The 22,151-nt window shown below is 39.1% G+C and carries 23 protein-coding genes; 12 read left to right on the top strand and 11 right to left on the bottom strand.

Translation table 11 applies throughout. The annotated features are described in order from the left end of the window. Positions 1-423 precede the first annotated feature (423 nt). Together RFW85_RS01610 and purE are read right to left on the bottom strand one after the other, a co-directional pair. Positions 424-1,545 (bottom strand): 5-(carboxyamino)imidazole ribonucleotide synthase, encoded by a 1,122-nt coding sequence (locus RFW85_RS01610; RefSeq protein ID WP_032038269.1) that lies wholly within the window; start codon positions 1,543-1,545, stop codon positions 424-426. Positions 1,546-1,554: 9 nt separating this feature from the next. Continuing rightward, on the bottom strand, positions 1,555-2,070 hold the full coding sequence (gene purE / locus RFW85_RS01605; protein ID WP_002115451.1) for a 5-(carboxyamino)imidazole ribonucleotide mutase: 516 nt from the start codon (positions 2,068-2,070) through the stop codon (positions 1,555-1,557). Positions 2,071-2,298: 228 nt separating this feature from the next. On the opposite strand from purE, the gene RFW85_RS01600 reads away from it, so the two are divergent. Then, positions 2,299-2,757 (top strand): hypothetical protein, encoded by a 459-nt coding sequence (locus tag RFW85_RS01600; protein WP_057106702.1) that lies wholly within the window; start codon positions 2,299-2,301, stop codon positions 2,755-2,757. A 70-nt stretch (positions 2,758-2,827) separates the two neighbouring features. On the opposite strand, the gene RFW85_RS01595 is transcribed toward RFW85_RS01600, so the two are convergent. Then, positions 2,828-3,190 (bottom strand): DMT family protein, encoded by a 363-nt coding sequence (locus tag RFW85_RS01595; protein ID WP_075384089.1) that lies wholly within the window; start codon positions 3,188-3,190, stop codon positions 2,828-2,830. Between the two features lie 240 nt (positions 3,191-3,430). Between RFW85_RS01595 and mpl the strand changes: the two genes are divergently transcribed. Then, positions 3,431-4,804 carry a UDP-N-acetylmuramate:L-alanyl-gamma-D-glutamyl-meso-diaminopimelate ligase gene (gene mpl / locus RFW85_RS01590; RefSeq protein WP_057070387.1) on the top strand — a complete coding sequence of 458 codons (1,374 nt, stop codon included), beginning with the start codon at positions 3,431-3,433 and terminating at the stop codon, positions 4,802-4,804. Between the two features lie 67 nt (positions 4,805-4,871). Here mpl and RFW85_RS01585 read toward each other — a convergent pair whose 3' ends face one another. Further along, the gene (locus tag RFW85_RS01585) at positions 4,872-6,122 is read right to left on the bottom strand and encodes a low temperature requirement protein A (RefSeq protein ID WP_057070386.1); all 1,251 of its coding nucleotides are present in this window, start codon (positions 6,120-6,122) and stop codon (positions 4,872-4,874) included. A gap of 135 nt (positions 6,123-6,257) precedes the next feature. Here RFW85_RS01585 and RFW85_RS01580 point away from each other — a divergent pair, with 135 nt between their 5' ends. The 8 genes from RFW85_RS01580 (at position 6,258) to RFW85_RS01545 (ending at position 13,761) form a co-directional block, all read left to right on the top strand. Next, positions 6,258-6,854 carry an undecaprenyl-diphosphatase gene (locus RFW85_RS01580; RefSeq protein ID WP_017386225.1) on the top strand — a complete coding sequence of 199 codons (597 nt, stop codon included), beginning with the start codon at positions 6,258-6,260 and terminating at the stop codon, positions 6,852-6,854. A gap of 318 nt (positions 6,855-7,172) precedes the next feature. Further along, positions 7,173-8,129, top strand: a complete 957-nt coding sequence (locus RFW85_RS01575) for a TerC family protein (RefSeq protein ID WP_000447689.1) — start codon at positions 7,173-7,175, stop codon at positions 8,127-8,129. Positions 8,130-8,317: 188 nt separating this feature from the next. After that, positions 8,318-8,683 (top strand): hypothetical protein, encoded by a 366-nt coding sequence (locus tag RFW85_RS01570; protein ID WP_039767306.1) that lies wholly within the window; start codon positions 8,318-8,320, stop codon positions 8,681-8,683. 21 nt (positions 8,684-8,704) lie between these two features. Then, the gene (locus tag RFW85_RS01565; RefSeq protein WP_161283142.1) at positions 8,705-9,865 is read left to right on the top strand and encodes a glutathionylspermidine synthase family protein; all 1,161 of its coding nucleotides are present in this window, start codon (positions 8,705-8,707) and stop codon (positions 9,863-9,865) included. A gap of 292 nt (positions 9,866-10,157) precedes the next feature. After that, a complete protein-coding gene (locus RFW85_RS01560; RefSeq protein WP_309171077.1) occupies positions 10,158-11,213 on the top strand; it encodes an aromatic ring-hydroxylating dioxygenase subunit alpha in 1,056 nt (351 codons plus the stop codon). Between the two features lie 56 nt (positions 11,214-11,269). Continuing rightward, positions 11,270-12,595: a guanine deaminase gene (guaD, locus tag RFW85_RS01555; protein WP_161283140.1), complete on the top strand. Its 1,326-nt coding sequence runs from the start codon at positions 11,270-11,272 to the stop codon at positions 12,593-12,595. A gap of 214 nt (positions 12,596-12,809) precedes the next feature. Beyond that, the gene (gene hpt, locus RFW85_RS01550) at positions 12,810-13,337 is read left to right on the top strand and encodes a hypoxanthine phosphoribosyltransferase (protein WP_002115408.1); all 528 of its coding nucleotides are present in this window, start codon (positions 12,810-12,812) and stop codon (positions 13,335-13,337) included. 172 nt (positions 13,338-13,509) lie between these two features. After that, a complete protein-coding gene (locus RFW85_RS01545; RefSeq protein WP_002115476.1) occupies positions 13,510-13,761 on the top strand; it encodes a GlsB/YeaQ/YmgE family stress response membrane protein in 252 nt (83 codons plus the stop codon). Positions 13,762-13,813: 52 nt separating this feature from the next. On the opposite strand, the gene RFW85_RS01540 is transcribed toward RFW85_RS01545, so the two are convergent. Further along, a complete protein-coding gene (locus RFW85_RS01540) occupies positions 13,814-14,512 on the bottom strand; it encodes a DsbC family protein (RefSeq protein ID WP_161283138.1) in 699 nt (232 codons plus the stop codon). A 95-nt stretch (positions 14,513-14,607) separates the two neighbouring features. Next, positions 14,608-15,576 (bottom strand): CDF family Co(II)/Ni(II) efflux transporter DmeF, encoded by a 969-nt coding sequence (gene dmeF / locus RFW85_RS01535; RefSeq protein WP_214285215.1) that lies wholly within the window; start codon positions 15,574-15,576, stop codon positions 14,608-14,610. 57 nt (positions 15,577-15,633) lie between these two features. On the opposite strand from dmeF, the gene RFW85_RS01530 reads away from it, so the two are divergent. Then, a complete protein-coding gene (locus RFW85_RS01530; RefSeq protein ID WP_002115414.1) occupies positions 15,634-15,897 on the top strand; it encodes a metal/formaldehyde-sensitive transcriptional repressor in 264 nt (87 codons plus the stop codon). 48 nt (positions 15,898-15,945) lie between these two features. On the opposite strand, the gene mnmE is transcribed toward RFW85_RS01530, so the two are convergent. The 5 genes from mnmE to rpmH all read right to left on the bottom strand — a co-directional run bounded on the left by mnmE (position 15,946) and on the right by rpmH (position 20,045). Further along, positions 15,946-17,301: a tRNA uridine-5-carboxymethylaminomethyl(34) synthesis GTPase MnmE gene (gene mnmE / locus RFW85_RS01525; protein WP_161283136.1), complete on the bottom strand. Its 1,356-nt coding sequence runs from the start codon at positions 17,299-17,301 to the stop codon at positions 15,946-15,948. 90 nt (positions 17,302-17,391) lie between these two features. After that, positions 17,392-19,152 (bottom strand): membrane protein insertase YidC, encoded by a 1,761-nt coding sequence (gene yidC / locus RFW85_RS01520; RefSeq protein WP_161283135.1) that lies wholly within the window; start codon positions 19,150-19,152, stop codon positions 17,392-17,394. Between the two features lie 5 nt (positions 19,153-19,157). After that, a complete protein-coding gene (gene yidD / locus RFW85_RS01515) occupies positions 19,158-19,478 on the bottom strand; it encodes a membrane protein insertion efficiency factor YidD (protein ID WP_003656027.1) in 321 nt (106 codons plus the stop codon). Positions 19,479-19,488: 10 nt separating this feature from the next. After that, positions 19,489-19,881 carry a ribonuclease P protein component gene (rnpA, locus tag RFW85_RS01510; RefSeq protein WP_005063921.1) on the bottom strand — a complete coding sequence of 131 codons (393 nt, stop codon included), beginning with the start codon at positions 19,879-19,881 and terminating at the stop codon, positions 19,489-19,491. A 29-nt stretch (positions 19,882-19,910) separates the two neighbouring features. Then, entirely contained in the window at positions 19,911-20,045 is a 135-nt protein-coding gene (gene rpmH / locus RFW85_RS01505) for a 50S ribosomal protein L34 (protein WP_000831329.1), read from the bottom strand. Positions 20,046-20,726: 681 nt separating this feature from the next. Here rpmH and dnaA point away from each other — a divergent pair. After that, positions 20,727-22,136, top strand: a complete 1,410-nt coding sequence (gene dnaA / locus RFW85_RS01500) for a chromosomal replication initiator protein DnaA (RefSeq protein WP_002115442.1) — start codon at positions 20,727-20,729, stop codon at positions 22,134-22,136. Positions 22,137-22,151 lie beyond the last annotated feature (15 nt).

Here is a 22,151-nt window from a genome sequence, read left to right as displayed (position 1 = left end):
TATCCACAGCACAGCAAAAAACACTTCTATTTCTTAACCCTATTCTATATCTCCTTATTATTTATTACAGGCTAGAGTCTATCTACTACCACAGAAATCCGTATTTTTTTAAATTTAAAGATCAGCCAAAATTTTTAAATTCAAACCCCCATACCAATAGACTTCTATTTTTGAATTTAAAAAGGTACATCCAACTCTCTCATTTAAATTTAAAAATACTTTTGTGGATAACTAATTTTAAATTCAAAAACAACCAAGACCACCTTTTGTGGTTTTAAATTCAAATTACAGTAGCTTTTTTAAATTCAAAAGTTCCAATTAAAGTTATCCACAACCCTAAAATATGTATGTTCTATTATTTTTTAAATTTAAAAGATAAAAAAAGCGATCCGAAGATCGCTTTTTAGAGAATTAAAAATACTTTTAGAGGGTCATATCTGCTGTTAAAGCAAGTGGTTCTGGCAAAATTTCTGCCAATTGACGGCATAAATTCGTCAATTCATTACTATCCACAGGCATTAAAGTGATATGGCCTAACTTACGGCCAGCACGTTCAGACTTATTATAAAGATGAAGATGAGCACCATTTAAGGCAAGTACATCCTCAGTTTTAGGATGCTGACCAATAATATTGATCATAACCGTTGGGCGAACAACATCTGTTGAACCCAATGGTAGTCCTGCAACAGCTCGAATGTGGTTTTCAAACTGAGAACAAACAGCGCCTTCAATGGACCAATGACCTGAGTTATGCACACGCGGTGCCATCTCATTTGCACACAAACCTTGTTCTGTTACAAATAGCTCGAGAGTCAGCACACCAACATAGTTAAGGTGATTCAACAAACGAGTAATGTAGTCTTGAGCAACGGGTTGCAAAGCTTCACTATTCGGTGCAGGAACAATTGAATGCGATAAAATACCATTATGATGATGGTTTTCAGCCAATGGCCAAGTTTTTACTTCACCATTTTGGCCACGCACCGCAATAATTGAAACTTCGCGAGAGAATTTAACAAAGCTTTCGGCAACTAGACTTTTTGCAGGACCAAGTTCAGCCCAAGCAGTATCAATCTGGTCTTCTGAACGAAGTACAAACTGACCTTTGCCGTCATATCCGCCAGTTGCAGTCTTAAGCACGATCGGTAAACCAAGCTCAGCCACAGCCTTTTTCAAGCTTTCTAAGCTATCTACAGCACGATACGGCGCAACAGGAATAGTAAGCTCATCAAACAATGCTTTTTCTGACAAACGATTTTGCGCAGTTGCTAAAGCAACACGGGGAGGGTGTAATGTTTTGGTTTGTGTCAAAACATCAACATCTTCAACTGGCGTATTTTCAAATTCAAGACTGAAAACATCAGCACTTTCAATAAACTGCTTTAAACCTTGCTCATCTTGGCTAGAAAAGACCTGGCCTAAAACACCTGCAGGACAATCTGTATTTGCTTCAAAAAAAGTACATTGAATATTTAATGGTAACGCTGCTTGAGCCATCATACGGCCCAGTTGCCCACCACCAAAAATACCGATAGTTTTATCCATCTCAGCCTCTTACACCTGCCCCGGAATATTCTTGCTTGCCACTTTATCAGTTTGCGCAGCACGGAAATCAGCAACATTTTTTGCGATTTCAGGACGAGTTAAACCTAAGATTTGTGCAGCCATAATTGCTGCATTCGTCGCACCAGCTGGACCAATTGCTAAAGTACCCACTGCAATACCTGCTGGCATTTGTACAATTGAAAGCAAAGAGTCTACGCCATTTAAAATTGATGATTTAACTGGCACACCTAAAACAGGTAAATCAGTTTTTGCGGCACACATTCCAGGTAAATGCGCTGCACCGCCTGCACCAGCAATAATCACTTGAATACCGCGATCACGTGCAGTTTCTGCATATTCAAATAAACGATCTGGAGTACGATGAGCAGATACCACTTCCGCTTCAAATGGGACACCAAGCTGTTTAAGCATATTGGCTGTGTTTTCGAGAGTTGCCCAATCAGATTGAGAACCCATAATAATTCCAACGAGAGGTTGAGCGTCTTGTGCTGCGGCCGCATTCATTGCTAATGTTCCAGAGACAAAAGTAAAAGAAGATAAATCTCGACGAGAGCCAAGTTTTAAATGGTTCGGAAGCCCATTATTATAGACTGATTTTTCATCTCACGAAAATTTAACTGACCAGCTCTGTGAATATTTTTAATTTGATAGAAAAATGTCATGCTTTAATAGTGACACATTCTCAATTTTTATTAATATAACGCGCTTAATCAAATCAATAAGAGCTTAATAATGAAAAAATTTCTTGGAGTCCTAACACTCACACTTTGCACAACAACGAGTTACGCGGCTTTAGTAAATTTAAACATCGATGAATTTCAAAAAACCATTAAAACTTTAAATAAAGAAAAAGGTTATAACGGAGAAATCAAAAGTGGAGCATTAACTGGTAAAGTCCAAGAGAAATTTATTGTTACTGGAACATCTGCTACTGATGAGAGAGAACCAGTTCTGATGACTGGTTATTATCTTGGAGCAACTGAGGTAGGAAATTTATATTCAATTACTGAATATCGCATTTACTGTGACGATCAGACCTATGGTTTTGCCATGTCTAATTTTGAGCCTGATGGCGCCTTAAGTTTAACTACAACAGACAGTAATTATGCTTTTGACTATGAAGACCCAACGCCAAGAGATCAGCAATTTTCTAAAATTCTAAAAAAAGCATGTAAGTATTCAGCTAAATAAATAGTTATGTCTACTAACTATGGCTTGTTATTAAATAGAATAAATCATTTAATTCACAAGCCATAGGAGCTTACTGGCTTCTAAATACGAAATAAACACAACCAAATAGGCATAACATCGCCCATAAGTAATCGAGTTTAAAGGGTTGCTTAAACAAGAAAATCATAAAAGGTACAAACACGACCAATGTAACCACTTCCTGAGTGATCTTCATTTCACCGAGTAACCAGCCTTGTGCACTTAGCATACGAGTGGCTGGAATCATAAAACTGTATTCAAGTAAGGCAATAATCCAACCGAATAGAATCGCTTGCCAAAGTGGGGCATGGTGCAAAAATTTAAGATGCCCATACCATGCAAGTGTCATAAAGCAGTTAGAAATAATTAATAGCGTAAAAGCTAAAACCGTTGGGCTCAAAGGCACATCCTTCATCATCACGATGATTTAAGTATTTTAACGATACAAAACATTATAAAAGATAAAACTGTAATTCAGCTTAAATCTAAAAAATAAAGCTGTAGTTTTATCAGGGCCTCAAACACATAGAACAACAACGATTTTTGACTATCTTTTCGAGTTTAGCCTTGCTATCGTTGCTGGCAAATTTATCAATAATGCACACACAGCAATTCATTTTAATGTTGTGTACAAAAGCAGTGGAGAAGGCGAGCAATGCATCTGCATATCTTGGGTATTTGTGGCACTTTTATGGGCTCTTTAGCACTTTTAGCTCGTGATTTAGGACATAAGGTAACCGGTTCCGATTTAAACGTTTACCCACCGATGTCTACCCAGTTAGAAAATGCAGGCATTACACTCATGCAAGGCTATGACCGTAGTCATTTACAGCCTCATCCAGACTTGGTTATTGTCGGCAATGCCATGAAACGTGGTATTGATGCTGTCGAATACATGCTAAACGAAGGCCTGCCATATATTTCTGGTCCACAGTTCCTTGCCGATCATGTTTTACAAGGTAAACATGTACTTGGTGTAGCAGGTACTCACGGAAAAACAACCACAACAACTATGCTCGCTTGGGTACTTGATCAGGCTGGTTTAAATCCGGGCTTTTTAATTGGTGGTGTTCCACTTGGTTTTAGTGAAAGTGCTCGTTTAGGCGGTGGAAAATACTTCTGCGTTGAAGCCGACGAATATGACTCAGCTTTCTTTGATAAACGTTCTAAGTTTGTTCATTATCACCCAAAAACGGCGATTTTAAATAACCTTGAATTTGACCATGCCGATATTTTTGATGACCTAGCAGCGATTCAAAAGCAGTTCCATCATCTTGTGCGTACCATTCCAAGTGAAGGCCGTATTATTGCGCCAATTACTGAAACGCATATTGATGAAGTGCTTGAAATGGGTTGCTGGACACCAGTAATTCGTACAAGTCTAGAAGCAAATGAAAAAGCTGCTCTCTCTGCCGAATTAATTTCAATTGATGGCAGCCATTTTAAAGTACTCGAAAATGGCAATGTCGTTGGCGAAGTGAAATGGAGCATGACAGGGCAACATAGTGTAGCGAATGCTTTGGCAACAATTGCAGCTGCTCAACATGTAGGTGTTACGCTTGAACAAGCTTGTGAAGCTTTGTCTAACTTTGGCGGTGTGAAACGTCGTATGGAGTTACTCGGCACAGTCAATGGCATTGAGGTTTATGACGACTTCGCGCACCATCCAACAGCAATTGACACAACTTTAGATGGCGCACGCAAACGCTTAGGTGAACGCCGTTTATGGGCCATTATTGAACCACGTTCAAACACGATGCGTATGGGCAGTCACAAAGATGGCTTGGCACATTCAGCACGCTTAGCAGACGAAGTGATCTGGTATCAGCCAGAAGGCTTAGATTGGGATTTACAACCTGTGATTGAAGCTGCTTCTAACCATGCTCAAGTGAGCCGTTCACTTGATGAAATTATTAAACGTATTGTTAATGAAGCAGGTGAGGGCGATGCCGTTGTGATTATGTCTAATGGTGGCTTCGGTGGCTTACATCAAAAACTTATGAGCGCATTAAAGGCAAAAGCTGCTTAACTTTCGCTCTAGATGATTCAATAAAAAACGGGTTTCAAATTAAAACCCGTTTTTTTGTCAGTGACTTTTAAAGCTTTTCTGGCTCTATATTGGCCATAAATTTATTAGAAACCATTAAACGTAAACTATAGACAATGCCCATCGCAAAAACGCTATATCCCACGTTATTACAAATAAACGGAATACATAAAATAATTAGGGCTGTGATCGGGTAAAACCATTTCGTGATGCCAGATAAGCATTGGAACTCATAAAGTATCCAAATACAGGTGGTATAAAGCACTACACTCACAGCAACAACTATTCCCATATATAAATCAGAAATATGCGCATGATGGGTTGTAACATCCACGGCAGCAGCAAGCGCAGCACCTACCGCAGCAATACTGACAAAAACAAAATAATGGCCATAACCCCAAACAAACGGACGCACACCTTTAACATGATGGTGTTGTTCACTACGATCGAAATAAGCCCACCACATGGCAAACATCAGCATCAATCCACCAATCATCAAGAATACAGCAGGGATATTCATCGACTGAGCGGCTAAAGCATCACGTATGGCATTAAAACTACCGACAATCGACTCACCCAACACAATAATTGTGAGTAGGGCATAACGTTCTACAATATGATGAGGATGCCACGGCGTTGGTGAATATTTTTCTGCATAGATTGGAACAAATAATTCCACTACAACCAGAAATAAAAATAGAGGTATTGAAAGTACATGAGCAAAGTTAGCGACAAGCCAGCCAATTTGTACTAAGACTATACCTATTGCATAGCGATAAGCCGTAACTCGCCGTTCAGGATCATGTTTTGCTGCTCTGAGCCACTGAGTCACCAAGGCCATGCGCATGATCACATAACCGATAATGATTACATCAAAATCCTGACTACGAAATACATCAGGGATACCCGCTGCCATCACCAATGAACCTACAATCTGTACAAAGGTAAGGCATCGATACAATGCATCATCGTTATCGTAAGCAGAAGCAAACCATGAAAAATTCATCCATGCCCACCACAGCGCAAAAAATACCATCAAGTAGCTTGGTAATGCATGCCAGAGGTGATTTTCAATAATTGCATGATGTAACTGCTGACCCGCTGTTGCAATCGCCACCACAAAAATTAAATCGAACAATAATTCGAGTGGAGTCGCTGCTCTATGCTGCTGATCAGGATCTCTTGGGGATAGGGGCCTCAAGCTTAATTTTTTCTGTTTTTCTTGAGTAGTCATAAAATAACGTTCTCGAATAAAGTGCCAACACGTTAACACTTTAATATTAACGTCCAGAACACGCATTAAAAATTATCTAGACCTGCTGTTTAATCTTTACTCACAAACAAACTATATTTCATTTTTGTGACAATTCTTTATCAAGACCTTAAGCTTAATTCTTTATCATAGCTCACGTTTTTGTTCTTGTTTGGAATATGAATGTCTTTAGAAACACTCAACCTTAGCTTATTCCATATGATTAATGGGGCTCAGGATGCGAGTCAATTTATCATTCGTCTTGCTATCTTTTTTGCTAATGATCTCCTCTATATTCTCTTATTCATCCTTACATTTTTATGGTTTTATGGCGATCAAGATTTAAAAAATAGGGTCATTAAATCTGTCTTTTTAACCTGCGTATCACTTTTAGTCGGTTACGTTATTTCTCTGTTTTACCATCACTCAAGACCGTTTGTCATGGGTGTGGGTACTACGTTTATTGAACATGCGCCAACAGCATCTTTTCCAAGTAATCATATGCTGATTTTTAGCACCATTGCTTTATCTTATTTGTTTGCTCAGCGCAAAATAATTGGAGTTATCCTTTTATTTTTATCATTTGTAGTGGCATGGTCACGTATTTATTTAGGTGTGCATTTCCCTTTAGACATGTTAGGGGCTTTTATTGTCGCACTACTAGTCAATACAGCAGGTTATTACTTCTGGAATGCTTACGGTACAAGTTTGACGGCATTCTGTATTCACCTTTATCAAATTATATGCAAACCACTTTTAGACCGCGGTTTGATTAAATAACCCATAGATCTTTTTGGCATTCAAACCACGACATTAAGTTCAGTTGCGTAATACAAAAAAATCTGCCATTCTATGTGGACTTGGATACGTTTTATCCAAAAAAGAATTTAGTTTGACAAGGGGAGTAGCCTCCTCCAAACATAACAGCAATGTTATGTGTCAGATATCGTCAATACACTTTTATTAAAAAGTCGGTATCTGAGCATCGTGAAATTCATGATGTAGGCAAGACCTTGATCATGTTGAAACAGATGTTTAATTCATCTGGCAACTGGTCGAGGTTTTTTTATGCCCAATTGCCGGATGTATGGAGGATTTATGGAAACAATCGGTAATTTATGGCTGTACATAGCATTCTTTGGCATAGTCATTGTCATGCTCCTGATTGACTTTTTAGGCTTTAAGCAAAAGCAAGGTCAGGATGTCTCAATTAAGCAAGCTGCTTACTGGAGTGTAGCGTGGGTAAGCGTCGCAGCCCTATTTGGTGGTGGTTTATGGCTTTACCTACAACAAACAGTTGGGGTGACCTTAGCAAACCAAAAAACCATGGAATACTTTGCGGGTTACTTACTCGAAAAGTCCCTCGCAATTGACAACGTTTTCGTCTGGTTAATGATTTTCGCAGCGTTTGCTATTCCAGCTGCACTACAACGTAAAATTTTGCTCTACGGCGTATTAGGCGCAATCGTACTGCGTACCCTCTTTATTTTTATTGGTGCATGGTTCGTTCAAGAGTTCTCTTGGGTGCTTTATATTTTCGGTGCGTTCTTAGTATATACAGGCTTTAAGTTCTTAAAAGGCCAAGATGAAGAAACCAATATTGAAGATATCAAGCTCTTAAAATGGTTACGTAACCATATGCGTATTACACCACAGCTTGAAGGTGACAAATTCTTTGTACGTCAGAACGGTTTATTGTGGGCAACGCCGTTATTTCTAGTTTTGATTTTGGTTGAAGCTTCAGACGTGATTTTCGCAGTAGATTCTATTCCTGCTATTTTCGCGGTAACTAGCGACCCGTTTATTGTTTTAACGGCGAACTTAATGGCAATTTTAGGTTTACGCGCAATGTTCTTCTTACTTGCTGGCGCTGCAACTAAGTTGCATTACTTACCGTATGGCTTAGGCATCATCTTATTGTTCATTGGTGCAAAAATGTTGTTGCTTGATGTATTCCACATGCCAATCTGGATCTCATTAAGCTTTATCGTCATAGTGTTAGCAATCACTGCTTACCTTTCTCTACGACACAACAAAAAGCAATTGCAGTCTTAATTCATCACAACAAGGCATCTACACGTGAGATGCCTTGTTATCTAAATTTTAAAAATAGACTGTACTTTAAAAAAACAGATTAATATTATATGCCAACTTAAAATTTATCTTTCCTAATCAGAAACATAATAGATAACAGCTATTCGGTATTTTATGCCGAACATACTTATTAAAATGTGTGGAGTCTCATGCGTTCTAAAAAAATTAATCTTGTAGTGGTCCCTCTATTACTCACGGCATGTAGCCATAATGATGGTCCTTTAGTACAAGACGTATATAACAACCAATATGACTGTGCTCGCGACTGGAATAATGAAACATGTAAACAAGAAAATAGCTCCAGTGGACATGGTTCTAGCTATGTTGGTGGTCGCTATTTAGGTCCTGCGTATTATCGAAATAATCGGGAAGTTTCTTTTCGCGGAAATACCTTACATCCTTACAGCAACTTGAGTGTAGGTCACCCCATTATTTCAAGTACGGCGAAAAGCGCATCTTCTTCATCCCCAATTCGTGGTGGTTTTGGCCGTAGCGGTTTTTCTTTCGGCGGCTAAGTCTTTAGGCATTCACTTAATATGAAAAGAAAAATATTTACTCCACGACCAGACTGGCAAGTGGAGCATCAAAATATTGGTTTTGATTATTTTAATTTACCTTCTCTTGATGGCTCAATTTACTGGTCTGAAGGTGTTGCTTATGAGTTTACCCTTAAACAGATTGAACAACTGGAAGATGCGGCAAATGAACTGCATCAGATGTGTTTAGCAGTAGTAGGAGACCTCATTCAACGGGGAAACTATCCTGCTTGTTTTCAAATTCCTGAAGTTGCCATAAACCATATTGAACATTCATGGAAACAAAATGCCCCTATGCTGTATGGCCGTTTTGATTTCGCTTACGATGGGCGAAATATCAAAATGCTGGAATATAACGCCGACACGCCGACTGGCTTACTCGAAGCCTCTGTCGCGCAGTGGCTGTGGATAGAACAAGTCTCAGGCATTGCAAACCGAGATCAATTCAATAGCATTCATGAAGACCTGATTAAACGCTGGAAAACAATTTTACCGCGTGGTAGCCATGTGCATTTTGCTGCTTGTCAGGAGGCTGGAAGGGAAGACTGGGGTAATTTAGAGTACTTGATGGATACCGCTTATCAAGCTCATCTACAAGTTTCCGAGCTTTCTATGGAGAACATAGGCTGGAACGGGCAAGATTTTGTTGATCTCCATAATCAGCCTATTCAAAACATATTTAAGCTCTACCCATGGGAATGGATCTGGGAAGAAGCATTTTCTCAATATATCCACCCACAAACACAGTGGATTGAACCCTGCTGGAAAATGTTACTTTCAAATAAAGCGATTCTGGTTGAGCTTTGGAAGCGTTATCCAAACCATCCATTGTTGGTCGAAACCCATACGTATGACCCGCAACAAGCTTTGTCTGGCAAATGGGTGAAAAAGCCAATTTTGGCAAGAGAAGGGGCCAATATTCGAGTTTTACAAGACGGCCATGACCAAGGTGCGGCTTCTGGTAGCTTTTATTTTGATGACTATGACAAATACGGTTATGTCGCACAGAAATGGGTAGATACCCCATTATTTTCAGGACAACTACCTACACTCGGTTTATGGATGGTCGGACATCAATGTGCAGGCATGTCTATTCGTGAAGATTGCTATGACATTATTAGTAATGATGCTCACTTTGCAGCACATTATTTTGTCGAGTAATAAGTACCCAGAGGTATTTTAAAAAGCACTTTTTAGGTGCTTTTTTATTGTGCCTTCCACGCAGTCAATCAGTGCATTTTAAGCATATAGCGAATAATGAACTTTAGTTTCTAAAGCTAAATTAGAACAAAAATTCAAAAATATAATGACTTAATGTTATGTAATTTAATACTTTTATTCTTATTTCTTTAATTAAAAATCAATATTGGCAAGCTCTTTGCATCTCCTAAAAAGAAAAAAGCCTAGATTTTAAGGGCTCGTGAGAGCCCTGATTTTTTTAAGGAGTGATGCCATGAATGCGATTCCAACTTTAACGCCCCTTGCCATGCCGTGTAACAGCAGTTTTCAAGCAAAAGATTGGGAAATTTTATCTACTCACTGGTATCCCGTCGCACGTACTCAAGATGTCTCTACTGCACCTCAACGAGTCACGCTACTAGACGTCAATATGGCGTTATATAAAACAGAAAGTGGGGAAATTCATCTGGTTCGAGATATTTGCCCACATCGTGGGGTGCCATTAACCAAAGGTTGGGTGGATGGTGAGGAGATTGTGTGTCCTTATCATGGTCTACGCTATAACAGCGAAGGGAAATGTACCCAAATACCAGCTCAGCCCGAACTAACTAAAATTTCTGATCGTTTTTCTCTGACCAAATTTCCAGTTGTACAAAGATATGGTCTCATTTGGACCAGTATTCATGGTCGTAATATTGCTAAAGCTAATATTCCTATATTAGATACTTGGGACCACGCAGAGCATCAATCAATTTTACCGCCTTTCGTCGATATTGGTGGTTCTAGCGGACGTCAACTTGAAGGGTTTATCGATGTCGCTCATTTTGCGTGGGTACATCACAATGCCTTTGCAAATCGCGATAATCCCATCGTCCCTAAATATCACACTGAACGTACCGACTATGGTTTAAAAACGGTCTATATCAGCAATGTCAGTAATTATCCGCATGAACTAAAACATCTCGAGCCAGAAGGCTTTTTGTGGAAGCGCACCTTTGATGTCTATCCACCTTTTTCAGCCGTCCTTACAGTCGATTTTCCAGAAGGTGGGGTCTTAAAAATCTTGAATGCGTGCTGTCCTATTTCAATCAATAACACCCGTTTATTTGTTCCACTCACCCGTAACTTTGATCAGACAGGTGATTTAGAAAAGGTATATGCGTTTAATGCCCAAATTTTTGCCGAAGACCAAGATATGGTCGAATCACAAAAGCCAGAAGAACTGCCGCTTGATTTAATGATGGAAGCACATTTTGAAGCAGACCGTTCATCAACAACTTATCGACGGATTTTGGCTGAATGGGGACTAAGTAAACGTTATACCGTTTAAATATTGGCTAACTGGGGTACAATCAATCGAAAAAAGTGAAAATATAAAGGCTTTCCATGTCATTGATCGCAAATACCACCGTTGTGCGTGGTCGTTTTTTAGATATCCAGCAAACCGTCTCTGAGCCAACTGATATTCCAAATCAAGTGCGTTATTTAGAAGATGGTGTATTGGTTAGTGAACATGGAAAAATCAAATGGTTTGGTGCATGGGAAGACGCTCAGGCGCATCTACCTGCTGGGGTTGAGATTCAACATTATCCAGAACAATTGATTGTACCTGGCTTTATTGATACCCATATTCATTTCCCGCAAACAGAAATGGTTGGAGCATACGGCGAACAACTTTTAAGCTGGCTCAATACTTATACTTTCCCAACTGAAATCCAATTTCAGGACAAAGCATATGCAAGTGAAATTGCCCAGTTCTTTGTTCAAGAACTAATGAAACACGGTACAACCACAGCACTGGTTTTCTGTACAGTTCACCCCGAGTCTGTTGATGCCTTATTTGAAGCCGCAGAACACTTTCAGATGCGTTTAATTGCTGGTAAGGTACTTATGGACCGCCATGCACCTGAAGCGCTTTGTGATACGCCAGAAACAGCTTACAGCGACACCAAAGCACTGATTGAGAAATGGCATGGTAAGGGCCGTGCTCTCTATGCGATTACACCACGTTTTGCACCGACTTCTACACCTGAGCAATTAGAAAGAGCAGGGCAGTTAAAACAAGAATTTCCGGATGTTTACGTACATACCCATTTAAGTGAAAACAAAGATGAAATCGCTTGGGTGAAATCTTTATTTCCTGAACAAGCAGGCTATTTAGATGTTTATCAACATTATGGCTTGACTGGTAAACGTTCTGTATTTGCGCATTGCGTTCACTTAGAAGATCAAGAATGGCAATGTATGCATGATACACAATCGGCTATCGCATTTTGTCCAACATCAAACTTGTTCTTAGGCAGTGGTTTATTTCCATTGAAAAAAACATGGGAAAAACAAGTGAAAGTGGGCTTGGGTACAGATATCGGTGCTGGTACATCATTTAGTTTACTGCAAACCGTTAACGAAGCTTATAAGGTTCAGCAGTTACAGGGTGATAAACTTTCAGCTTATGAAGCGCTCTATCATGCAACTTTAGGTGGAGCAAAAGCGCTTGATTTACAAGATCAGTTAGGCAACTTCAACGTCGGTAAAGAAGCAGACTTTGTGGTACTCAACCTAAAACCAACCGCACTCCAGCAACTTCGCCAGTCTAAATCCAAATCTGTTGAAGATTCACTGTTTGCATTATTCACTTTAGGTGATGACCGTAATATTGAGGCGACTTATATTTATGGAAACCGTGCTTATCAAAAAGAAACAGCCAAATAAAAAAGGCATTGTTAAGTTTTTGTTATTATTTGGAATATGCGCTCTTGCATTAAAGCGTGATCGACATAATCCGCAAAATGATAAAATTTCACAGCCATCAAAGGGTGCATGAAACGTCATTTTGCTTTAAAATTTTACCATTAACTCAGATTTTCGAGGTGTTGCAGGTCAACACCTTTTTTATTTTTTCTTTTATATCTTGTAGGAATCTGCCATGACTGTTGCAATGAGCATCATGATTTCAACCGAAGAAATTCAAGCAAAAGTCAAAGAGCTCGGCGAGCAAATTAACGCTCACTATGCAAATAGTGATAAAGAATTAGTTCTTATTGGACTACTTCGTGGTTCTGTTATTTTCATGGCAGACTTGTGCCGTACAATTACCAAACCGCATGAACTCGACTTCATGACAGTGTCTAGCTACGGCGGCGGTACGACTTCAAGTCGAGATGTTAAAATCTTAAAAGATCTTGACGGTGAAATTCGCGGTAAAGATGTATTGGTTGTTGAAGACATTATCGACTCAGGCAATACCTTAAGCAAAGTCGTTGAAATGTTGCAAACTCGCGAGCCAAATTCGATTCAATTGTGCACATTAGTGAGTAAACCATCTCGCCGTGAAATTGATCTTGAAGTGAAATTTTTAGGTTTTGAAGTTGAAGACAGATTCATTGTGGGTTACGGCTTAGACTACGACCAGAAATATCGCCACTTGCCATTTATTGGTGAAATTGGTTTATAAATTTCAGAGAAATAGCACCGCAAGGTGCTATTTTTTTATATAAAGCCTTAGCTTTGAACAAAAAAGACACAAAAAGTCGCAATCTGCTACAGACAAAATAGACAGCTCTACCGCACGATAGAATATGAAGCAAAATCATTAACTTCATCAAAAAAACAACTGGAGAACAAATATGTGGTCACTTATTGTCGCTATTGTAGTTGGTTTCTTTGCTGGCTTAATCGCTCGTGCTTTGCATCCAGGGGATGATAAAGCAGGTTTCATCGTAACGACCTTAATTGGTATTGCGGGTTCACTTCTAGCTACTTATGGTGGTCGTTTACTTGGACTTTACGGCGAAAACTCAGCTGCAGGCTTTATCGCATCCGTGATTGGTGCCATCGTTATTCTTTTTATCTACAACTTGATTGCACGAAAAAGCTAAACTTTAATTCATTTATAAAAAAAGCACCTTATGGTGCTTTTTTTAATTTATTTTAAAGACCTAACTCTTTCCATACGGCCTGAATTTCTTCAGCAGAGCGTGCGCCAACCAGTTTGAAACCATTTGCAAAAATTAAAGTAGGAGTGCCGTTAAAGCCGAGTTTTTTTCCTAATTCCAAATTACGGTCAATGGGGTTTGCACAGCTCGTAACTGTTGGTTTAACACCTTGCTGAATCAGTTTTTTCCATGAGTAAGATTGATTTGGTGCACACCAAACTTGTCTAGAAACCACAATAGACTGAGGTTTTAAAGGATAGATGAACGTATAAATAGTCACATCTTTAAGCTTATCGAGTTCAGGTTCAAGCTGCTTACAATAAGGACAATTTGGATCAGAAAATACTGCTAAAACATGCTGGCCATTACCTTTGACTGTTTTAATCGCATCTTTTAAAGGCAGTTGTTTCCAATCAATTGAGTTCTGTCCTAAAACCAGATCTTTGGTTAAGTTCTTTTGGTCTTTTAACCGAATCATAGAGCCTACAAACATATGTTGCCCATCTTCACCAACATAAATGATTTGCTGATCAAGATTAGCGCTATATAGCCCAGGCATTTCAGTTTTCTGAATATTGCTAATTTTCAAATTAGGATATTGTTTTTTAATATTTTCCCTAACAGTATCTACATTAGCGAAACTCACACTTGCAGTTAGGCTAAATAATACCAATATTCCTAATTTTTTAAGCATAAAACTGACTCATAGGTAGGAGAGGAGATCATTTTAATCAGTTCAGCTTTTTAAAACAGAACTGATTACCGAGTTATAACCAAACTTCCACTCATTTATGCCAATGTTTCACGTGGAACATAAATAGGTTTTAGAGTATTAATTTCTACAGATATATGCACGATTTCATCATGAATGGATAAAGCATGACGAATCTGATCTGCGGTTAAAGAAATATCATCAGTTTCGAGTGCCAAAATACAAGAAAACTTACCTTTCGCGACTTTCCAGACATGAATATCCGTAATTTCAATATATTTAGGAAACTCAGCAATGACTTCACGGATCTCTTCAACCACAGGATGATCCATTTCTGCGTCTAAAAGGGTTTTTCCTGTCTCTTTCATTAATCCCAGAGACCATTTTGCAACCAAAATAGCACCTAAAATTCCTAAAAGTGCATCTAAAAAATCCCATCCGAAATATTTACCTGCGAAAAGTGCAATAATTGCAAAAACAGAAGTTACTGCATCTGCAACTACATGTAAAAATGCAGCTTTTTGGTTTAAATCGTGATGATGATGCCCATGCTCGTGATGGTGATGGTGATGGTGATGGTGATGGTGATGGTGCCCATCATCGTGAAGTAACCATGCGCAAATCAAGTTAATGACCAAACCTAAAATTGCAATCGGAATCGCTTCATTATAAAAGATTTCAACTGGATTAAATAAACGTTGGATCGACTGAAACGCCATAAAAATGGCGACAACCATCAACAAAATTGCACTGCTATAACCCGCTAAAATCTCGATTTTCCAAGTTCCGAAACTAAACCGACGATCTTTGGAGTAATGACGAGCCGCGCGATAGGCAAAATAGGCTAAACCGAGAGCCAACATATGGGAACTCATATGCCAACCATCAGCCAGTAGTGCCATTGAATTGAAAAACCATCCACCGAATATTTCTAACACCATCATGGATGCCGTTAAAATCGTTGCAATCAAAATACGTTTTTGTGCAAGTGGATTTCCTTCATCAAACTGATGTTGATGATGACGTGATACACTATGATCCTGCATAATATTTAAACCCAATATACTCCCTACCAGTATATTGAATTATACAAGAGAACACAGATGAGTCACATTGGTCAGGATAAAAAAATACTTAATCGTGTAAAACGACTAAAAGGACAGATCAACAGCATTGAGCATGCTGTTGAACAGCCAGATATTTCATGTATAGAAATACTACAACAAGTTGCTGCAATTAAAGGGGCAATAAACGGTTTGATGAGTGAATTAATGGAACAGCATTTACATCATCACGTGCTCAAAGATGCACAAGTTGATCAAAATGAGCTAGATGAGTTTTTAAAGGTTCTAAAAAGATACGGTTAACAAGGTGACTGAATGACACAGCGATGTGCATCATTCAGAATTTTGTAATTATTTTCCAATACAGAATGAACCAAAAATCTTGCCTAATAAGTCATCGGCACTAAAGTCACCAGTAATTTCACCTAAAGCATTTTGAGCAAGACGTAGTGACTCAGCAACCAGTTCACCTGCGTTAAACACAACAAGTTGCTCACGTGCTTCTGAAAGATAGAGCTGCGTGCGCTTCATTGCGTCTAAATGACGTGTTCTTGCAATAAAGGTGTCTTCCTCAGGGTGGAAGCCTGCATGCGCTGTAATCGCGTCTACGAGGCCTTGTACGCCCATCTCTTGTTTTGCAGAAACGGTTATATGACGGAAACCTTGAAAATCGCTTATTTCAGCTAATTGACCAGTTAAATCGCATTTATTACCAATTAATATTAAACGACGCGGTTCAATATGTTCCGCAAAATACTCTTGAGCGAGTTTTAATGGGTCATCACCTTGGTTTAAATCATAAACCAGCAATAACAAATCAGCTTGTTCAATTTCTTTGATTGCACGACGAATCCCTTCTTTCTCAACGATGTCACCTGTTTCACGAAGACCCGCTGTATCTGTTAAGGTGATTGGTAGACCATTTAAGCTAATTTTTTCATGTAAAACATCACGAGTTGTACCTGCAATATCGGTCACAATTGCACGCTCAACACCAGCAAGTGCATTTAATAAGCTCGACTTACCCGCATTTGGTTTACCCGCAATAACGACTTGCAAACCTTCACGGAGTAATTGCCCTTGTCGTGCAGAGATTTGAACGGCATGTACCGACTGCTGAACATCTTCAAGTAAAGCTAAAATTTTGCCATCTGCCAAGAAATCGATTTCTTCTTCAGGAAAATCAATTGCTGCTTCAACATGCAAGCGTAAATGAATCAGTTTTTCTAAAACAGTATTAATTTTTGTTGAAAAAGCGCCTTGTAAAGAGCGAACCGCAGAGCGTGCCGCAGCTTGCGAAGTCGCATCAATCAAGTCGGCAATCGCTTCCGCTTGTACCAAGTCCATCTTGCCATTTTCAAAAGCACGCATGGAAAATTCGCCGGCTTTTGCAGCAATTGCACCAAGCTCAAATAGACGTCCAAGCAAGGCATTTTGGATGACTGGACCGCCGTGACCTTGTAGCTCTACAACATCTTCACCTGTAAACGAATGAGGATTAGGAAAGCATAGAACAATCCCTTCATCCATAATAATGCCATCAGCATCATAAAATTTACGGAAACCCGCCATACGCGCTTCTGGCAAGTTTTTTCGTGTCAGGTTTTGAGCAATTTCATAAGCCTTAGGTCCAGATAGGCGAATCACGCCCACACCACCACGCCCAGGTGGCGTTGCAATTGCGGCAATCGTGGTTTGACTTTGCATATTATTCACCTAAAAACCTAAAATCCAGCCAAAGAAAAATCCGCCTAAGATTACCATCTTAAGCGGATTTATTCAGCAAAAGTTCAACGATTAAGAAACTGATTCAGTCTTATTGATACGACTTTTCTCAACGCTCTTATTAATAAACGACTGCTGTAAAATAGTAATACTGTTGTTCACAATCCAGTACAGTACGAGACCGGCAGGGAAGAACAACATAAATACCGTGAACATAATCGGCATAATGCGGAACACTTTTGCCTGCATTGGATCAGCCGGTTGCGGGTTCAACATTTGCTGTGCAAACATGGTAGCACCCATGATTAACGGCAAGATGAACCAAGGATCCATTGCTGACAAGTCTTGAATCCAACCTAGCCATGGTGCGTGACGTAATTCCACACTTTCCATGAGTACCCAGTACAAAGCAAGGAAAATTGGCATTTGTAGCAACAATGGTAAACAACCTGAAAGTGGATTTACTTGTTCACGCTTGTATAAAGCCATCATTTCTTGCGAGAAGCGCATACGGTCTTCACCGAACTCTTCTTTCATGCGTTGCATTTCTGGTGCAATCACACGCATTTTCGCCATAGAACGATAACTTTTTGAAGATAAAGGCCACAAGATCATCTTCACCATAATGGTAAGCAAGATGATTGACCATCCCCAGTTACCCACAATGCTATGGAAGAATTGAAGACCTAAGAACAAGAGTTTAGCAATCGGCCATAACCAACCATAATCAACAGTCTGATTTAAACCAACTGCTAAATCTTTTAATTCAGATTGTACTTTCGGACCTGAATAAAGTTTTGCATCCACTTCCATTGAAGTGCCTGCCGGAACATTAATCACTGGTGAGGTAAAACCAATGATATTCATGTGATCAGCAGATTGACGAGATTCAAGCTTAGCTACATAAGGCTGACCATTAGCTTGAGTCAGCTTAAGGTTTCCAGGAATCCAAGCACTTACAAAATAATGCTGAACAATCGCAACCCATCCACCTTTCGCTTCAGTATTTACTTTTTCTTCTGAGAAATTAGCAAATTTAAGCTTGTTGTAATGTGCATCAGGCGTTCCCCAAGCTCCACCTAAGAAAGTTCCTAGAGTGAAAATACCTTGAGAAGATTTACCTGGATCTTCAGAATTATCGCGCTTTAATTGTCCAAACATCTGACCTTGCCAGCTTTGTTGGCTACGGTTAATGACTTGATGTTTTACAACAATTGGATATTGACCTTGAGTAAAGGTAAAAGTTTTAATAATTTCAACGCCTTCAGGTGTTTTAAATACCATCGGAACGTTTAAAACTTTTTCAGATTGACCCTTTTGGTCCTGTACACCTTTAGCATCAGCCAAAGTATATGATGTCTTTTCAACAGCATATAATGGACGACCACCACGACTACTATCTGGTCCATTCAAACCAATTAAGCCAGATTGAGCAACATATGTACGCTTGGCATCATTTTCAAGCATAACAAAAGGTTGATCGCTGTCTTTGCTTTTGTCGTGTGAGAGTAATTCAATACGAACAATATCACCACCTTTTGGATTGATCCAAATATGGTAAAGGTCAGTTTGTACTGAAATAAGCTGTTGATTCACAGGTGCAGTTGCATCTGTGGTTTGTGACTGCGCAATATTTGCTTGTGGCACATCGGAAGCCACTGTTGCATTTTTAGCATTTGGCAAATCAGCAGATACTTCATGCGAACTTACAGCTGCCGCTTGTTGTTGCGGAGCAGTTGCAGCATTTCCATAATCTTTTTGCCAAGCCAAAATGAGCAAATATGCGGTGACAAACATGGCCCCGAGAATTGCAAACCTGGCCCATTGTTGCATATCTATTACCCCAAATGGTTAGAGAGATTTTGCTTCAGTAAACGATCACGAAAGGGTACAGCAACATGATGCGTTTGAGAATCTATTTGATGAAACGAAATAAAACGAATTGCTTTTGGCGGTACTGGATCATATCCAGATCCTCCCCACGGATGACAACGACATATCCGTTTAGAAGATAACCAAACGCCTTTTATCGCACCATGAGTTTGCAATGCTTCTATCGCATATTGGGAACAAGTCGGGATATAACGACAACGGGGTCCAAGAAGCGGACTAATCGCAATTTGATACAGTCGAATCAACCAACGTAGAAAACGGACCATTGGCTATCTCTTAATTCTGCGAGGTTGTGCCAACTTTAGAATGTTTTTTTGCTAAGCGCTGTAATTTTTGCCAAGCAAAGTCTAATTGTTGATATAGCTCAGCATTCGTAATCGTTTCTATACCAACTTTCGGCATCACCACAACATCTATGTCTGATCCAAAATTCGGCTGATGTAGACGAAAGCTCTCACGAGCAAGACGTTTTATTCGATTTCTTTCATGCGCTCGGCGCACTTTTTTCTTAGCAACAACAATACCCAAACGGCTTTTAGGCTGTTCGGTTAATTTTGCAAGAAATAAAAAATGGGGTTGATGCACTTTAAAAAGCGCACCATCAAATACACTTTTATAATCTGCAGCACAGCGTATTCGCACGTCTGTGCTAAAACTGTAAAGTGTCATCACACCCAAGTCTGGTCAGCGTAACAGTATTAAACAGTTAAGCTATGACGACCTTTTGCACGACGACGAGCTAATACTTGACGACCAGCTTTAGTTGCCATACGAGCACGGAAACCATGAACGCGTTTACGCTTTAATTCAGATGGTTGGAAAGTACGTTTCATATTGAAACTCCCAAAAATGATCTTTCTATAAAGGTCCGCGATTTTATTGTGCAATGTTTACGCTGTCAATGAAAAACCAAGAAAGTTTTGTATTTAACCCAAATTTTTAATCTCTTCTCTTCTTTTTATCACGGTCATAATTCAGTGCAATATATAGCTTTAAAAGTTATACACAAAGTAATTGTCTATTTTTATTAGAACTTTTAATATATACACACCTTATATACATATTTATCAACAAAACAAGATACCATCTTGGTTTGGATTTGCTGTATTTGAATTTAAATTCATATTTTGCAGTTATCCACAAAAGATCACCTCCCTATTAAATAAATTCAAATTTAGAAATTTAAATTTATTCTTATTAGGGATAACTTTTTCTGTGGATTTCGCACTTTTAAATTTAAAAAACATATATTTGAGTTGTTGATAACTCTGTTTTTACTATATTTATGGATTGTGGATAAGTTTATGTGTTAATTTATCCACAGGTTGTGCAAAAAGTTATACACAAGCCATTTTGAATTTAAATTTATTCACAAGAGATTTCTTTTTAGACAAAATCAACTGAAATCGTCATGACAGATGTGGATAACTTGGTTAGAATGGCGACCCCTTCTCATCAGGAAGGGTTAATCTTTAGATTATTTGAATTTAAAAACGCAGAAATAGGGGATACACATGCTTTGGACAGACTGCTTAACTCGCTTGCGACAAGAGCTCTCTGATAACGTCTTTGCGATGTGGATTCGCCCATTAGTTGCTGAAGAAGTAGAAGGGACACTGCGTCTTTATGCACCTAATCCTTATTGGACGCGTTACATTCAAGAGAACCATCTAGAATTAATTTCTATATTGGCCGAACAGTTATCAGAAGGGCGTGTACGTCAGGTTGAGATTTTAGTTGATTCTCGTCCTGGTAGTATTTTGTCATCAGGTGAGCAGCCAGCAACTACAACTGCTGCTTTGCAAACTGCGCCCCAACAAAGTATTAAAGTAAAAAAAGAACCAGATTCTATTTCCAGTTCACCTACTACTAATAGTGTAGTGAACCCAAAAACACCGAAAAAGAAACTATTAAATCCCCAATTTACTTTTTCTTTATTTGTTGAAGGCCGTTCGAACCAGATGGCTGCTGAAACATGTAGAAAGGTATTAACACAATTAGGTGCTTCACAGCATAACCCTTTATTCTTATATGGTCCGACAGGATTGGGTAAGACTCACTTGATGCAGGCAGTTGGTAATGCTTTATTGCAAGCCAAGCCTAATGCACGGGTGATGTATATGACCTCTGAGAGCTTTGTTCAGGATTTTGTAAGTTCTTTGCAAAAAGGCAAAGTTGAAGAATTTAAGAAAAATTGCCGTTCTTTAGATTTATTGTTGGTCGATGATATTCATCTTTTAGCCGGTAAAGAAGCCAGCTTGGTTGAATTCTTCTATACATTCAATGCTTTACTTGATGAATCTAAACAGATTATTTTAACTTCAGATCGTTATCCAAAAGAATTGACCGAGTTAGACCCGCGTTTGGTTTCTCGCTTTTCTTGGGGACTTTCTGTAGGCGTTGAACCGCCAGATATTGAAACTCGTATCGAAATTCTATTGAAAAAAGCCGAAAATAGCGGCGTTGATTTACCTCGAAATTGTGCATTATTTATTGCACAACAAGTAGTTGCCAACGTACGTGAACTTGAAGGTGCACTCAATAAAGTCGTCGCAATTTCTCGTTTTAAAGGTGCACCAATTGATCTTGATGTTGTCCGCGAGTCTTTAAAAGATGTGTTGGCAATCCGTGCACGTACAATTAGTGTAGAAAATATCCAACGTGTGGTGAGTGAATATTTCCGTATTCCTTTAAAAGAATTGGTAGGACCAAAGCGGACTCGAATCTATGCGCGACCACGTCAGTTAGCAATGGGACTTGCTCGTGAGTTAACTGGTGATAGTTTTCCCGAAATTGGAATGGCTTTTGGTGGACGTGACCACAGTACAGTGATGCATGCTTGCGAAAAAGTAGTAAGTCTACGTGAAGAAGATCCGATTTTTGACGAAGATTATAAAAATTTACTGCGTCTACTCCAGAGTTAATGAAATGATAAGACG

It is taken from the genome of Acinetobacter sp. 12966, from assembly GCF_031196995.1.
Lineage (GTDB): Bacteria > Pseudomonadota > Gammaproteobacteria > Pseudomonadales > Moraxellaceae > Acinetobacter > Acinetobacter geminorum.
Note: the sequence above shows the minus strand (reverse complement) of the source record. Positions and strands in the feature narration are given on the sequence as shown.